The 14,334-nt window shown below is 40.5% G+C and carries 11 protein-coding genes and 1 pseudogene; 2 read left to right on the top strand and 10 right to left on the bottom strand.

What is annotated here, in order from left to right:
- Positions 1-18: 18 nt before the first annotated feature.
- The 6 genes and pseudogenes from dtd to ACOZ9X_RS04545 form a co-directional block, all read right to left on the bottom strand.
- Positions 19-462, bottom strand: coding sequence for a D-aminoacyl-tRNA deacylase (dtd, locus tag ACOZ9X_RS04570; RefSeq protein ID WP_423417188.1), 444 nt, complete (start codon positions 460-462; stop codon positions 19-21).
- Positions 463-484: 22 nt separating this feature from the next.
- Positions 485-2,668 (bottom strand): RelA/SpoT family protein, encoded by a 2,184-nt coding sequence (locus ACOZ9X_RS04565; protein ID WP_423417187.1) that lies wholly within the window; start codon positions 2,666-2,668, stop codon positions 485-487.
- 510 nt (positions 2,669-3,178) lie between these two features.
- A complete protein-coding gene (locus ACOZ9X_RS04560; RefSeq protein ID WP_144698846.1) occupies positions 3,179-3,691 on the bottom strand; it encodes an adenine phosphoribosyltransferase in 513 nt (170 codons plus the stop codon).
- Positions 3,692-3,711: 20 nt separating this feature from the next.
- Entirely contained in the window at positions 3,712-6,063 is a 2,352-nt protein-coding gene (recJ, locus tag ACOZ9X_RS04555; RefSeq protein WP_423417186.1) for a single-stranded-DNA-specific exonuclease RecJ, read from the bottom strand.
- Positions 6,064-6,134: 71 nt separating this feature from the next.
- A pseudogene (gene secDF / locus ACOZ9X_RS04550) lies at positions 6,135-8,349 on the bottom strand (protein translocase subunit SecDF).
- 219 nt (positions 8,350-8,568) lie between these two features.
- Positions 8,569-8,829, bottom strand: coding sequence for a post-transcriptional regulator (locus tag ACOZ9X_RS04545; protein WP_423417185.1), 261 nt, complete (start codon positions 8,827-8,829; stop codon positions 8,569-8,571).
- 99 nt (positions 8,830-8,928) lie between these two features.
- On the opposite strand from ACOZ9X_RS04545, the gene spoVB reads away from it, so the two are divergent.
- Complete coding sequence (spoVB, locus tag ACOZ9X_RS04540) at positions 8,929-10,479, top strand: stage V sporulation protein B (protein ID WP_423417184.1); 1,551 nt, start codon at positions 8,929-8,931, stop codon at positions 10,477-10,479.
- A 19-nt stretch (positions 10,480-10,498) separates the two neighbouring features.
- Here the strand turns inward: spoVB and ACOZ9X_RS04535 are convergent, their stop codons facing one another.
- Positions 10,499-11,158, bottom strand: a complete 660-nt coding sequence (locus ACOZ9X_RS04535; RefSeq protein WP_137788768.1) for a DUF421 domain-containing protein — start codon at positions 11,156-11,158, stop codon at positions 10,499-10,501.
- A 196-nt stretch (positions 11,159-11,354) separates the two neighbouring features.
- Here ACOZ9X_RS04535 and ACOZ9X_RS04530 point away from each other — a divergent pair, with 196 nt between their 5' ends.
- Positions 11,355-11,744, top strand: a complete 390-nt coding sequence (locus ACOZ9X_RS04530; protein ID WP_423417183.1) for a TIGR04086 family membrane protein — start codon at positions 11,355-11,357, stop codon at positions 11,742-11,744.
- Between the two features lie 24 nt (positions 11,745-11,768).
- Here ACOZ9X_RS04530 and yajC read toward each other — a convergent pair whose 3' ends face one another.
- Genes yajC through queA form a run of 3 tightly spaced genes read right to left on the bottom strand, consistent with a single transcriptional unit; the run spans position 11,769 to position 14,268 of the window.
- Entirely contained in the window at positions 11,769-12,038 is a 270-nt protein-coding gene (gene yajC, locus ACOZ9X_RS04525; protein ID WP_144698838.1) for a preprotein translocase subunit YajC, read from the bottom strand.
- Positions 12,039-12,079: 41 nt separating this feature from the next.
- A complete protein-coding gene (gene tgt / locus ACOZ9X_RS04520) occupies positions 12,080-13,222 on the bottom strand; it encodes a tRNA guanosine(34) transglycosylase Tgt (protein ID WP_144698836.1) in 1,143 nt (380 codons plus the stop codon).
- Between the two features lie 17 nt (positions 13,223-13,239).
- Positions 13,240-14,268: a tRNA preQ1(34) S-adenosylmethionine ribosyltransferase-isomerase QueA gene (gene queA, locus ACOZ9X_RS04515; RefSeq protein WP_423417182.1), complete on the bottom strand. Its 1,029-nt coding sequence runs from the start codon at positions 14,266-14,268 to the stop codon at positions 13,240-13,242.
- Between the last annotated feature and the right edge of the window lie 66 nt (positions 14,269-14,334).

Here is a 14,334-nt window from a genome sequence, read left to right as displayed (position 1 = left end):
AAGGTTTCATTCATGATCTTAATTTTTAGAGTCCATGATTAAGGTTACCGGTCCATCATTCGTAAACGAGACATCCATCATCGCGCCAAAAACACCAGTTTCCACATGTACACCTAAGCTCTTAAGCTTGTTATTAAAATAGTCATACATCGTAATCGCATGGTCTGGTTTAGCCGCATCCATAAAGTTTGGGCGTCTTCCTTTTTTCGTATCACCGAATAACGTGAACTGCGAAATAGATAGGATACTACCTTCTGTATCTTTTAAAGAATGATTCATCTTTTCATTTTCATCTTCAAATATGCGAAGATTTACGATCTTTTCCGCTAAATAATCCGCATCTTTTTCTGTATCTTCATGTGTAACACCAACTAAGAGTACAAGGCCTTTATCAATTCTGCCTTTTACTTCAGAATCCACTAAGACCTTCGCCTCTTTAGAACGCTGTAATACTACTTTCATTGCAGAATCACTTCCTTAACTCCTATTGCATCAATCTTCTAACCGCATAAATGTCAGGAATTCTTTTAATTCGTTCGACCACTTTTTGAAGGTGGCTGACGTTGTGAATGGAGATCGACATACTGATCGTTGCCATCTTGTTGCGATCTGACTTGCCGCTAACGGCTGTAATATTTGTTTTCGTTTCTGCAACTGCATGCAGGACCTCATTCAGAAGGCCACGACGATCAAATCCGTTGATCTCAATGTCCACGTTATAATTTTTCGGTTGCTCTAGATTACCTTCCCATTCAACCGGTAAAAGCCGTACTTGTGCATCTTCGTTGTGGACGTTAACACAATCCTCACGGTGAACAGAAACACCCCTGCCTTTTGTGATATAACCAACGATGTCATCTCCAGGAACTGGATTACAACATTTAGATAAGCGAATCAGCATGTTATCAATGCCTTTAACCACAATACCAGAATCTGTTCTGCGTTTTGGTTCAGGCTTTTCAGCAGAGTCTCTTATCGCATCAAGCAGCTCAGAATTATCCGGGTCCTGCTCTTTTTTGCGGCGGACTTTATCCGTTAATCGAGTGGCAATCTGTGCAGCTGTTATACCGTTGTATCCTACAGCAGCGTACATATCTTCTTCGCCTGCAAAGTTATACTTTTGAGCAACGTATTGAATGTTGTCATTCGTGAAAATATCTTTCAGATCATAACCGCGATTCTTAATTTCTTTTTCAACAAGCTCTTTGCCTTTAGCGACGTTCTCTTCTCTTCTCTCGCGTTTAAACCATTGACGAATCTTGTTTTTCGCATGAGAGCTCTGTGTGATCTTCAGCCAATCCTGACTAGGTCCGTAGGAATGTTTGCTCGTTAAGATCTCGATAATATCTCCCGTTTTCAAACGATAATCTAACGTGACCATCTTTCCGTTCACTTTTGCACCGATACATCTGTTACCGATCTCAGTGTGAATGCGGTATGCAAAATCAATAGGCACCGACCCTGACGGAAGCTCGTAAACATCTCCCTTAGGAGTGAACACGAACACCATATCAGAAAAAAGATCGACCTTAAGAGATTCCATAAATTCTTCAGCATCTACAACATCGTTTTGCCATTCAAGAATTTCACGGAACCATGTTAATTTATTTTCAAATGAGCTGATAGGGGCTTTCGTTGCGCCCTCTTTATATGCCCAGTGTGCAGCGATCCCGTATTCAGCTACGCGGTGCATATCTGACGTTCTGATCTGGACCTCGAGCGGATCGCCTTTTGGTCCGATGACCGTTGTATGAAGAGACTGGTACATATTTGCTTTTGGCATGGCGATATAATCTTTGAAACGGCCTGGCATCGGCTTATAAGCCGTATGGATGATACCAAGGGCAGCATAGCAATCTTTAATATTCTGAACGATAATACGAACAGCTAAAAGATCATAGATCTCATTGAACTGCTTACCTTGCTTAGCCATTTTTCGATAGATGCTATAGATATGCTTCGGTCTTCCAGAGATATCAACTTGAATGTTAACTTCTTTAAGTTTGCTCTTCATCTCATCCATCACTTGATGAACATACTCTTCCCGTTCCGCACGCTTTTGCTGCATCAAGTTAACGATTCTGTAGTATTGCTGTGGATTTAGGTATCTTAAAGAAACATCTTCAAGCTCCCACTTTATCGTTGAAATCCCAAGGCGATGGGCAAGCGGAGCGAAGATCTCAAGTGTCTCATTCGCTTTTTGGATCTGTTTTTCTTTTGGCATATGCTTTAATGTGCGCATATTATGAAGTCGGTCAGCCAGCTTGATCAAGATACAACGAATATCTTGAGCCATAGCGACGAACATCTTCCGATGGTTCTCAGCTTGCTGCTCTTCCTTAGACTTGAACTTGATCTTCTTCAGCTTCGTAACACCATCAACAAGCATCGCCACTTCTTCGTTGAATTGAGTGGAAATATCTTTTAGTGTGATCGGTGTATCTTCAACTACATCATGAAGAAACCCTGCTGCTACAGTCACAGGATCCATCTGGAGATTCACCAGAATGGCTGCTACTTCAACAGGATGATGAATATAGGGCTCTCCCGATTTACGGAATTGTCCCTCGTGTGCATTTCTTGCGTATTCATAAGCCTTCGTGATAAAGCTTAAGTCGTCTTTAGAAAGATAGCTCTCCGCTTTTTGCAATACTTCCTCAATCGTCATGGAATCACCTTACGTTGTCATTGTATATTGCTTCTATTATCGTTAAATTGACCCTTCATGTAAAGCGAAAAAAGAAATTTGTCGAATGATTGGGCATATTTTGTGACAGGATTGTAAAAAAACACTGTTATCATAATACATTGTTGCTCCTGAAAGTAAGTTGATTTCCGTTTCAGACACTCGCTTTCCACGGGGCGTGCGGTGAGCCTCCTGTCTAGTTGCAGTGACTAGCCCCTCGAGGTCAAAAGGTAAACGGTCAAGAAGGCAAAGTGCGCCGTCCTCGCCCATTTATCTTTTGCTTGTCGGGGCCGAACGAGTCACTTCCACTTTTCGTACTGCCGCTTTCCGCCATTAGGAGTCTCCACCTGACCGCTCGTCCCGTATGAGCCTCGCATCTTCCACTACAATCACCTTTAAAATGAAGTGAATAACAAAAAGAACTTGGAAGTAACAACCCTTCGGAAAAGAAATTAAAAAAGAGCTCCTTCAAGAAGGAACTCTCTCATCATTTTAGTATTGAGTTAAAGTGAAGATATCATAACCTGAAAGTTTTTTACGGCCATCTAGGTAAGTAAGTTCGATCATGAAGGCGATTCCTGCAACTACTCCGCCAAGCTCTTCTACAAGCTTGATCGTTGCTTCAATCGTTCCGCCTGTTGCGAGTAGATCGTCAGTGATCAAGACTCTTTGTCCTGGTTTGATCGCGTCTTTATGCATCGTTAAAACATCTTTACCATACTCAAGACCGTAATCAACTTTGATCACTTCACGAGGAAGTTTACCTTCTTTACGAACAGGAACGAATCCTAATCCTAACGTGTAAGCGACAGGGCAACCTACGATAAACCCACGTGCTTCAGGTCCGACGATTACGTCTACCTGTTTTTCTTTTGCGTATACAGCAATGTCATCCATTGCTTGTTTATATACTGCACCATCAGACATAAGTGAAGTAATATCTTTAAAACGAATGCCTTCGATTGGGAAGTTCTCTACTACTGAAATAAACGGCTTATAATCCATGAATCTTTGCCTCCTGAAAATTACAAACTGGCTTTTGGCCGTGTTTGTTCTGTAAACCAGCTTTTTAAAGAATGATAAGAAGAGTAAACGAGCTGATTTTCAATGTCTGCTTGTTCAAACTTTTTCTGATAGGTTTCAGAGCTTTCTAATTCTCGTTTGCTAGGTTCTTTGTTAATGAAAATAACACCATCGTCTATTGTAACAAAATCCAGCTCAAAAAACACCTTTGACATGAAATCTATTGTTTCTTTTGACCAGCCTTTCCATTTCGCCAGTTCTGCACCATCCCTCTTCACGTTAAAGGTTTTCCTTTTTGCAAGAAATCCATAGAACCATTTGAAATGCTCTCTCGTTGGAAGAGTCGTGAAAAAGTGTTCTGTACTCTGATGAAATACCGCATAGATCCTTGAAGGTTCACCGATGGTTTCCAGCCATTCCGAAAAGCGAGTTAGTGAAGGAGGAACATCTAAGAAGACTAAATTCTTTTCTTTAAAATAATCCTCGGGTAGAGTCAATAACTCATCTTCACCGATCACTTGATCAGTTAGCGCTTCAAAATCTTTATGCTTTACTGTTTCTTCTTCAAATGCGATAAAACATGTCTTCGAGTACGGCAGACCGATCAATCTTTTTGCAGCATCTTTAAGGCCTCTATAATCAAACAGTTGAAAATGATTGACAGAAAGATCTTCAAGAAGAAGCTGAGGCTTTCTATAGCCGTTCCATTCGTTCAATTGAATCTGACCAACGATTGAAATCAGCGAATAAGGAGTCATCTCTTCTAACAAGCTACCTTTTTGAAAACCAATGCAATCTAGAACCGATAGCTCACCATTTCCTACTTGCAATTTGAGGTGATTGGACTGACTTCCTATCTTTTTCATCTCTCGGATCGGAACTTCTTCAACCATTACACGAGGCGATGGGTTTCCAACACCAAAAGGAGATAGCGTACTTAACAGCTCAACCGTTTCTAGTGATATCTCATTTAATCTAGCTGTAAGATCGATCGTTGTAACCGGCAGATAATCTTCTGGTTTTAAACATTCCTTAGCTTGCCGGATAAGCCTACTTCTTAATTCATCAACATCATGCATGGAAAGTGTCATTCCTGCTGCCATCGGATGTCCACCGAAATGAGGAAGAATGTCTCTAGATTCTGAAAGGTTCTCAAACATATCAAATCCTTTGATGCTTCGTGCTGACCCTTTTGCTGTTTCTTTTTCAGGGTCTAAACAAAGCACGATCGTAGGACGATAGAATTTCTCAACCAACCGTGAAGCAACGATACCAATAACCCCTGGATTCCAGCCCTCTTTGGCAAGAACGAGCACTTCATTCTCATCAGGAGGATAACTCTCTTCGACCATCGCGATTGCTTCTTTTGTGATCTCGTTTACGATTCCTTGACGTTCTTTGTTTACCGAATCGATCTCTTGTGACAACATAGCTGATTCGTCTCGATCACTTGAAGTAAACAGCTCCACCACCGGCATCGCTGAACCAAGTCTTCCTGCTGCATTCACTCGCGGGCCGATCGCGAACCCCACATCTTCAGCTGTTAGTTCTTTTTCATAAAGTCCCGCTACTTTTAGCAGTTCTTGCAATCCGATCTTATCCGTTTTCGACAGTGCTTCTATCCCGAGTTTCGCGATCACTCTATTTTCATCTACAAGAGGGACAAGGTCCGCTATTGTCCCGATGCATGCGTAATCAAGCAAATGTAGCGGTGGTTTGCCGTGAAGGGCGTGTGCTACTTTAAATGCTACTCCTACACCTGCAAGACCAGAGAATGGATAGGTGCAACCAGGTTTCTTAGGATTGATAATGCTATAAGCATCTGGTAATAAAGGAGGTGCTTCATGGTGGTCCGTAATAATGAAGTCTAGCCCGATCTCTTTTGCAATATTTGCTTCATGTACAGCTGAGATTCCTGTATCAACGGTAACAACGAGTGAGTAACCATCTTCTTTCGCTTTTCTTAGTGCAGGTTCATTTGGGCCATAGCCTTCTGTAAAGCGGTTTGGAATGTAATAGTCAAACTGTGCGCCGAGTTCTTTTAGTGCATAATACATCACCGTGGTACTGCTGACACCATCTGCGTCATAATCGCCAAAAATTAAAATCTTCTCATTCGATTCTACAGCTCTATGTATCCGCTCAACGCTATCTTTCATGCCATCCATCAAGAACGGATCATGAAATTGGTCGGTATCTATATTTAAAAATGCTTCTGCTTTCTCGATTGTTTCAATTCCTCTGACAACCAATAGATTCGCGATCAGAAGAGGGATATCTAATTCTTGTGACAACCATTTTGCCTTGTCTTCCGATGGTTCTTGAATCTCCCACCTTGTTCTAGGCTCCAACATAAAAATCACCTCTTAACCTATTCATTATACAAAACAGGATAAGAGGTGACAATTTATGAATGATATTTACGTTAAATTTCTGGTTCTGCTTCAACTGGTCGTGTCTTCTTTGATTTCATCTGTCGTGATTTCATAACGTACCACAACTGAGAAGCAATAAAGATGGAAGAATACGCACCAAAAGCAAGACCGATCAACAAAGCGATTGAGAAGTTTCTGATCGAATCAGCTCCAAAGATCAACAGTGCAACTGCTGCAATAATAACCGTTAGAACGGTATTGATCGAGCGACCCAACGTTTCGAAAATACTTCTGTTTACGATTTCAGCCAGTTTTTCTTGTGTTCTTACTTTTTCAAGTTTCATGTTCTCACGGATTCGGTCGAACGTAACGATCGTGTCGTTAATCGAATAACCAACAATCGTAAGAACCGCTGCAATGAATGGAAGATCCACTTCTATCCTGAAGATGGTGAATACTGCAATAATCATAAATGCATCATGCAATAACGCGACTACTGAGGCAACAGCCATGCTCCATTCAAAACGGAAAGCTACATAGATGATGATACCAACAGAAGCAATGAGCACGGCATAAAAAGCGTTTTGTGCAAGCTCACGGCCAACCGTTGGCGTAACCGTACTGATACTCGGCGTTTCACCGTATTTCTCTTCAAAGTGACTGTTGATTTTCACTACTTCGTCCTTTGACAGAGCTCCTTTAAAGGAAACATTTGCTTGATCATTTTTTCCTGCAAGTACGACCGCTTCAGGTTCAAGACCAAGAGACTTAAACTCTTCTTCTACACTTTCATTGGTAAGTGTTTCATTCGCTTGAATATTTACGCGCGATCCACTATCAAAATCAATACCAAGCTTTAATCCAACTGTAAGCAAGAATACAATTCCAATAACTGTCAGGAGAGTCGAGATGATGAAGTAAAGGTTTCTGTTTTTTACAAAGTCGTATTTAAAGCTCACGGATGTCACTCTCCTTTACACCAAACAAACCTGGCTTCTTATCCATTACACGAGACTGTACCCATAACCCTAGGAAAAGTCTTGTTCCGAAAACGGCCGTGATGAAACTAGCCAGAACTGAAATAATTAAAACTAATGCAAATCCTTTTACTGAGCTTGTTCCGTATGCAAACAAAACAGCTGCTGCAAGGATCGTCGTAATGTTTGCATCAAAAATCGTAGTAAATGAACGACGATTTCCAGCTTTAAAGGCACTTAATACAGATTTCCCGCTTCTAAGTTCCTCTTTGATCCGTTCATACGTGATGATGTTAGCATCAACCGCCATACCCACTCCTAGAATAAGAGCTGCGATACCCGGAAGCGTTAGAACTCCATTCATCAGATAGAAAATAGCTAAGATCAACCAAATATAGATGGATAGCGTGATAACAGCAATGATCCCAGGCACCCGATAGAAGATCAGCATGAATAAAAAGATCACGGCAATTCCGATAAAGCCAGCAAATACCGTTTCATTTAATGCTTTCTCTCCGAATTTCGCTCCAACTGATGTAGAATACACCTCATCAAGTTTCACTGGCAAAGCTCCAGCGTTTAAAATTTTCGCTAAGCTCTGTGCTTCTTCGACAGAGAACTGGCCTGTAATGGTTACATCTTTTTGGGTAAGTTTTTCATTTACATAAGGAGCAGAAATATACTTTGGCTGTTTTCCAGCAAGTTCTTTCTTCTGTTCTTCTTTAAATGAGTCCCCTTTTTCATAATCTAACCAAATAACCATGATGTTTTCACCTTGGGGCTGACGCTGAAGAACTTCTTCCGTAATTTTAGCGAACTTATCTGCGTCTTTTAGCTTAAGGGAAACGATCGGCTTATTATTTTGTGATTCAAACGTTTGTTTTGCACCATTTCCTTCTAGATCCGATCCATCTAAAAGCACCTTATCATCCACATCGCGGAATGTTAACTCTGCTTGTGTAGATAATAGTTCACGTGCTTTGTTCTGATCGGTTACACCAGCAAGCTGAACACGAATCCTGTTGTCTCCTTCGATTTGAATCTCAGGTTCAGAGACCCCTAACACGTTAATACGGCTGTTCAATGCTTCAACCGTACTCTTTAATGTTTCCTGTGTAATTTTTTGACCCTTTTTCACAGGTTCAACATCGTAAAGTACTTCAAATCCGCCTTGGAGATCTAGTCCAAGCTTTGTACCTTTTACGATCTTTTCTGTTGTAAGCCCAATTAGTGCTGCGAACATGACGAGCACAACAAAAAAGATGACGATCTTACTCCTTTTTACCACTTCAAGAAACCTCCTTCATGCTGTATCAAAAAACAACACTATGTATAAGTACGAATACTAACCCTTCCCATTATAGCGATTGTTGTTTTTTTCTGTCAATTTGTCCTGTGAATGTTCATAAATAAAACATAATAAATAACGCCTTATGTCCACTTCAGGCTGCTTCCTCTCCAAAGTGCGAACCTGGTAAATAGAACGAGGCTGCCCAAAAGTAAGTTTCTACTCTTGAGTCAGCCCCTCTTCTTTATATGAGCGTATTGTGAGCCACGTCATAAAATCATTTAGTGAAAGACCTAAAATGGTGTCAACCAATGCGTAGAGACGAGGCTCAACTTTCTTTTTCTTTAATTTTGATTGAACACATTCCCATATTTCCTCTTCTGTTACACTTTCATACCCCAAATAATGAAATTCTTCTTTTTTACTTAGTACTGCTGGTTTGACTTCGGTCTTCCATTCCGAAAAATGTGTATTCTCCATTTTACACTCTCTCCTTTCGAGATAAAACAAGCTGTCATGACGGTTCACACTACTTGCATATAGTGATATATAAGATTGTCCAAGAAGGGACAGGTTAAGATGACAAAACAAACACTCGTGCAAGGAACGATTCTGCTCATATTGGCAGGTCTAGTAACCAAAATTCTTGGTTTCGTTAATCGAATCGTCATGGCTCGTGTCATGGGTCACGAAGGTGTCGGCCTCTATATGATGGCAGTGCCTACGTTCTTATTAGCCGTAACGTTAACAAGGCTAGGTCTGCCGATCGCAATATCAAAACTAGTGGCAGAAGCAGATGCGACAGGAGATCGTTCGAAAGTTAGAAAAATTCTGATCGTATCTTTGGCCATCACAGGAATTTTGAGCATTGTGATCACGATCGCTTTGTTTATTGCAGCTCCGTTATTAGCGGAGTACTTCTTTACCGATCATCGTACGATCTGGCCATTGCTCGCTATCGCACCTGTAGTACCTGTCATTGCGGTCTCCTCGGTATTAAGAGGGTATTTTCAAGGTCTGCAGAACATGAGACCTTCTGCTTATTCACAGGTCATCGAACAGGTGGTGCGAATTGCTCTCGTAGCATTATTAACCGGTCTATTTCTTCCATACGGCGTAGAATATGCGGCAGCTGGCGCGATGATCTCTGTTATTATCGGTGAGCTCGCATCACTTCTTTATATGTTTTCGATGTTTAAGGTGAAAAAGAAAATGCGCATCCGAAAAGGATTTTTCAAGCAGTTGAAGCAAGGTCAGGAAACGATGAAAGACCTCCTGAATATTGCTCTTCCAACAACAGGGAGTCAATTGATCGGTTCTGTTTCCTACTTTTTTGAACCAATTGTTGTGGCAAACAGTTTAGCGATTGCTGGTATCACTACGGCTGTGGCCACTGCGCAATACGGAGAACTTGCAGGTTATGTTATCCCTCTATTGTTTCTGCCAACGTTCATTACGTATTCTCTTTCGATCTCTTTAGTACCTGCTATCAGTGAAGCGAACGCACAAAAAAAATACCACCTAATTGAACATCGTCTGAATCAAGCACTCAGGCTCTCCATGTTATCTGGTGGTATTGCAGCCGTAATCATGTATGTATACGCGGTTCCGATCATGGACTTAATGTATGATTCACCAGCTTCAGCGTCCTATGTAAAGATCATGACACCTTTTTTCTTTTTCCTTTATTTTCAAGGTCCGTTACAAGCCGTACTTCAGGCTTTGAATCTGGCTCGTTCTGCCATGATCAACAGTCTCATTGGTGCTCTTGTTAAGTTAACAGCGATTTTTGCTCTAGCTACCAGACCCGAGTTTGGGATTATGGGAGCAGCACTTGGAATCGTGATTAGTATCGTCGTCGTTACTCTGCTTCATTTTGCTACAGTCATCAAAGCTATCAGTTATACGATTGTGGTAAAAGATTTTGTCTTATGCCTACTTTCGATTTTTATAACAGGAGGAGGAGCGGTTTATCTATATCAGTACATGATGCCGCAATTTTCTCCCATACAAGGTCTAACCATGTGCGTAACGGCAACATGCGGTATTTATTTGTTTGTTCTCGTCTTCTTTAAACTTTTAGGTAAAGAAGATCTTAAACACATACCTTTCATTAAAAGATGGATCTAAAACAGCCAATTCGGCTGTTTTATTTTTTGCTGTTCAGTTCGTCGACAAATAATGTCCCATCTTCATTTAGTGTACAGAACGAAATGTTCTTTATCTCTTTAAACCCTACCTTCTTTAACTCTTGTCTTAACCAAAAAGACGTCTTATCCATCTTTTCAAGATTATCTTCTAAGATCTTTCCGTCCAAAATGAGTGGCATGATCATTTGAATCGGTGTATTTTCGGATTCCTCATCTTTTTTTATAATGGAAAGCTTTCCCGTTGTTTCTAAGATTCCAAATTCAACTTCGTTCAAGCTTCTAATATTGTTCTCACGTAATTGTGTTAATAGATCATCAAAGTTGTAACGCTGCTTTTTCATCTCATGTTCATCCACTTGACCTTCTTTAATAATTAGTGAAGGTTTACCGTCAACGATTTCTCTCATCCTTCTGCTCTTTAATGAGACGAGAGCCAATATAAGCTGGATACCCAACAAGACAAAGATGGACGCGAGGGAATTCAACATGGGAATCGTAGGATCTTCGATTGAGATAACAGCTAATTCTGCGACCATGATTGAAACAACAAAATCTATGATGGATAATTGCCCCATCTCGCGCTTCCCCATCATTCGAAAGATAACCATGATTAAAAAGTAAATAAAAAGCGTTCTAAATATAACGGTATACAGTTCCATGATTCCCCTCCTTCCATTGTACGTAACATATTCATTCCATTACTTAGTGTGGCACAGATATGAAAAAACATGATACGCAGGTTTTGCCAAATAAAAACCAATGGAAACGAAAGGGAAAATACTTGCTTGTACTTCTAATCTCTCCGTCGTATGAATAAAGTATATAGAAAGCTTCTAGGGATAAGGAGGATCAAAGATGGGGATTAAACACATGGTTTCTTCTATGGGACGGGGTCTGATTGCTGTTCTATTAATGATCATGCTTTGCAGTTTAGTGCTCTCACTATTGCTGCGGTTTACAGGGCTAACAGAAGCGTCATTAAAATGGGTGACAGTAGGTCTTTCTTTTTTATCATTATTTATCGGTGGATTGATTTCAGGTAAGAAGGGTCAGAGTAAAGGTTGGTTGTTAGGTGGGGGTACAAGTCTCTTGTTTTCTTTTTTTGTTTTTCTTGTGCAATACTTAGGCTATCAAAGCACGTTCAACTCTTCTCAGTATATGTATCATGCTCTTTTTCTTTTATTAGCGATCATTGGTGGCATCATGGGTGTCAACTTAAGCAGCCATAAGCAAACATATAAATAAGACCCGTATGAACGGGTCTTTTTGTTATAATACTGCTTCTTCTTTTACTTCACGGATCGCATTACGATCGAATGTTAACTTTGCGCCATCGTTCGAACGAATAACAGCGATGTTATCATCGATGCTGTCTAGTGTTCCGTGTAATCCACCAATCGTTACAACTTTGTCGCCCTTTTTAAGATTAGACTGCATCTCACGAACCGCTTTTTGTCTCTTTTGCTGCGGTCGGATCAACAGAAAATAAAAAATTGCAAACATTAAGATAATCGGTAATATTCCTCCAAGATTTCCCATACTATTTCACCCCTTTCTATAAGTAAAATATTTATCATTTTTTAGAAATTACGCGCGTTCGGTTTATTGAACCCATACATTTCAAAGAATTCATTTCTAAAATCAAGAAGTCTATCTTCCATGATCGCTTGTCTTACTTGCTTCATTAAGTTTACCAAAAAATATAGGTTATGGTAACTTGTTAATCGAAAACCAAATGTTTCGTTCGCTTTTACAAGGTGACGAATATAAGCTCTAGAGTAAGTTCGGCAAACATGACAGTCGCACTTTTCATCGATCGGACGGAAATCTCTAGCATACTTCGCGTTACGAACCACTAGCCTTCCTTCACTTGTCATACATGTTCCGTTTCTAGCGATACGCGTTGGCAGTACACAATCAAACATGTCGATTCCACGAATCGCTCCATCAATAAGTGAGTCAGGAGAGCCTACGCCCATCAGATAACGCGGTTTGTTTTCTGGAAGGTGAGGCGTTGTAAAATCTAAGACACGATTCATCACATCTTTCGGTTCACCTACTGATAAACCTCCGACTGCATAACCCGGAAAATCAAGCGACACAAGATCTCGAGCACTCTGTTTTCGAAGCTCTTCGTATTCTCCACCTTGCACGATACCAAACAGGGCTTGATCCTCTGGTCTGGCATGTCCTTTTAAGCAGCGCTCTGCCCAACGGCTTGTTCGTTCAACAGAAGCTTTCATATAATCATATTCTGCAGGATAAGGCGGACACTCATCAAACGCCATCATAATATCAGAACCTAGCGCGTTCTGAATCTCCATTGCACCTTCAGGGCTTAAGAAAAGCTTTTCACCGCTCAGATGGTTTCTGAAGTGAACACCCTCTTCTTTGATCTCTCTCAGATCACTTAAAGAGAATACTTGAAACCCGCCTGAATCCGTAAGTATCGGACGATCCCAATTCATAAATTTGTGAAGACCACCAGCTTCTTTTACGATATCATGTCCTGGGCGTAACCACAGGTGATACGTATTACTCAGTATGATCTCTGCTCCAAGCTCTTTAAGTTCTTCAGGACTCATCGTTTTTACTGTTGCTAATGTTCCCACTGGCATAAAGATAGGTGTTTCAAATGTTCCGTGCGGAGTATGAACTTTCCCTAATCTTGCACCTGATTGTTTGCACGTTTTTATTAATTCATACGTTACTGCTGGTTTCATCTTAAAATATATCCCCCTTAAAGTATAAGCATCGCGTCACCGAAACTGAAAAAGCGATACTTTTCTTCGACGGCTTCATGATATGCTCTTAAAACGAAATCTTTGGAAGCTAATGCGCTCACCAACATGATTAATGTTGATTTTGGAAGATGGAAGTTCGTAATCAGTCCGTCGATCGCTTTAAACGAATAACCAGGATAGATAAAGATATCTGTCCAACCAGAATCTTCTTTAAACTTGCCATCAAATTTATTTGCTACCGTTTCAAGTGTTCGTGTACTCGTTGTTCCAACAGTAATAATTCTTCCTCCAGCTTCTTTAACTCCATTTAACAGTTCAGCTGTTCCTTTTGTTACTTGATAAAATTCTGCATGCATGTCATGCTCTAGAACATTTTCTACACTAACAGGACGAAACGTGCCTAATCCTACGTGAAGCGTAATAAACGTAACATGTACACCCATAGATTTAATCTCTTCAATTAATTCTGTTGTAAAATGCAACCCAGCGGTCGGAGCAGCTGCAGAGCCTTGATGTACCGCATAAACAGTTTGGTAACGGTCCTTCTCCTCTAGCTGTTCTTTAATATAGGGCGGAAGTGGCATTTGACCCAGATCATCTAGAAGTTCGAAAAAAATGCCATCATAAATAAACTTAAGCTGTCTGCCTCCGTGGTCACTCTCACCTGTACAAACTGCTTTTAAACGGCCGTCCCCAAAAGAGATTTCCGTTCCCGGTTTTATTCTCTTTGCAGGTTTTACAAGCGTTTCCCAAGTGTCATTGCCTTCTTCTTTTAAAAGAAGCACCTCTACTTTTCCACCTGTATCTGATTTTTGCCCAAAAAGTCTTGCCGGAAGAACACGTGTGTCATTTAAGACAAGACAGTCTCCTGCTTTTAAAAAATTTTTCAAATCATAAAAATGTTTGTGTTCAATTGTTTCTTGTGTTCTATCTAGGACCATCATTCTTGAGGAAGTGCGGTTCTCAAGCGGTGTTTGCGCAATTAATTCCTCAGGTAGATGAAAATCAAAATCATTTACGTTCATGTAATGTATTCCTGCTTTCTATATAGCACTTTTCTAAGTAACCTTTGCTCGACTCATCATGACAAG

The organism is Fictibacillus nanhaiensis, assembly GCF_049537595.1.
Lineage (GTDB): Bacteria > Bacillota > Bacilli > Bacillales > Fictibacillaceae > Fictibacillus > Fictibacillus nanhaiensis_F.
The sequence above is the reverse complement of the archived record's forward strand: the minus strand, read 5'-3'. Positions and strand labels throughout refer to the sequence as shown.

What these genes read in the sequence shown, in the direction of transcription:
- ACOZ9X_RS04560 (WP_144698846.1), bottom strand. Translation starts at nt 3,691, where the DNA reads ATGGATTATAAGCCGTTTATTTCAGTAGTAGAGAACTTCCCAATCGAA.
- recJ (WP_423417186.1), bottom strand. Translation starts at nt 6,063, where the DNA reads ATGTTGGAGCCTAGAACAAGGTGGGAGATTCAAGAACCATCGGAAGAC.
- spoVB (WP_423417184.1), top strand. Translation starts at nt 8,929, where the DNA reads ATGACAAAACAAACACTCGTGCAAGGAACGATTCTGCTCATATTGGCA.
- ACOZ9X_RS04535 (WP_137788768.1), bottom strand. Translation starts at nt 11,158, where the DNA reads ATGGAACTGTATACCGTTATATTTAGAACGCTTTTTATTTACTTTTTA.
- ACOZ9X_RS04530 (WP_423417183.1), top strand. Translation starts at nt 11,355, where the DNA reads ATGGGGATTAAACACATGGTTTCTTCTATGGGACGGGGTCTGATTGCT.
- ACOZ9X_RS04545 (WP_423417185.1), bottom strand. Translation starts at nt 8,829, where the DNA reads ATGGAGAATACACATTTTTCGGAATGGAAGACCGAAGTCAAACCAGCA.
- queA (WP_423417182.1), bottom strand. Translation starts at nt 14,268, where the DNA reads ATGAACGTAAATGATTTTGATTTTCATCTACCTGAGGAATTAATTGCG.
- ACOZ9X_RS04565 (WP_423417187.1), bottom strand. Translation starts at nt 2,668, where the DNA reads ATGACGATTGAGGAAGTATTGCAAAAAGCGGAGAGCTATCTTTCTAAA.
- dtd (WP_423417188.1), bottom strand. Translation starts at nt 462, where the DNA reads ATGAAAGTAGTATTACAGCGTTCTAAAGAGGCGAAGGTCTTAGTGGAT.
- yajC (WP_144698838.1), bottom strand. Translation starts at nt 12,038, where the DNA reads ATGGGAAATCTTGGAGGAATATTACCGATTATCTTAATGTTTGCAATT.
- tgt (WP_144698836.1), bottom strand. Translation starts at nt 13,222, where the DNA reads ATGAAACCAGCAGTAACGTATGAATTAATAAAAACGTGCAAACAATCA.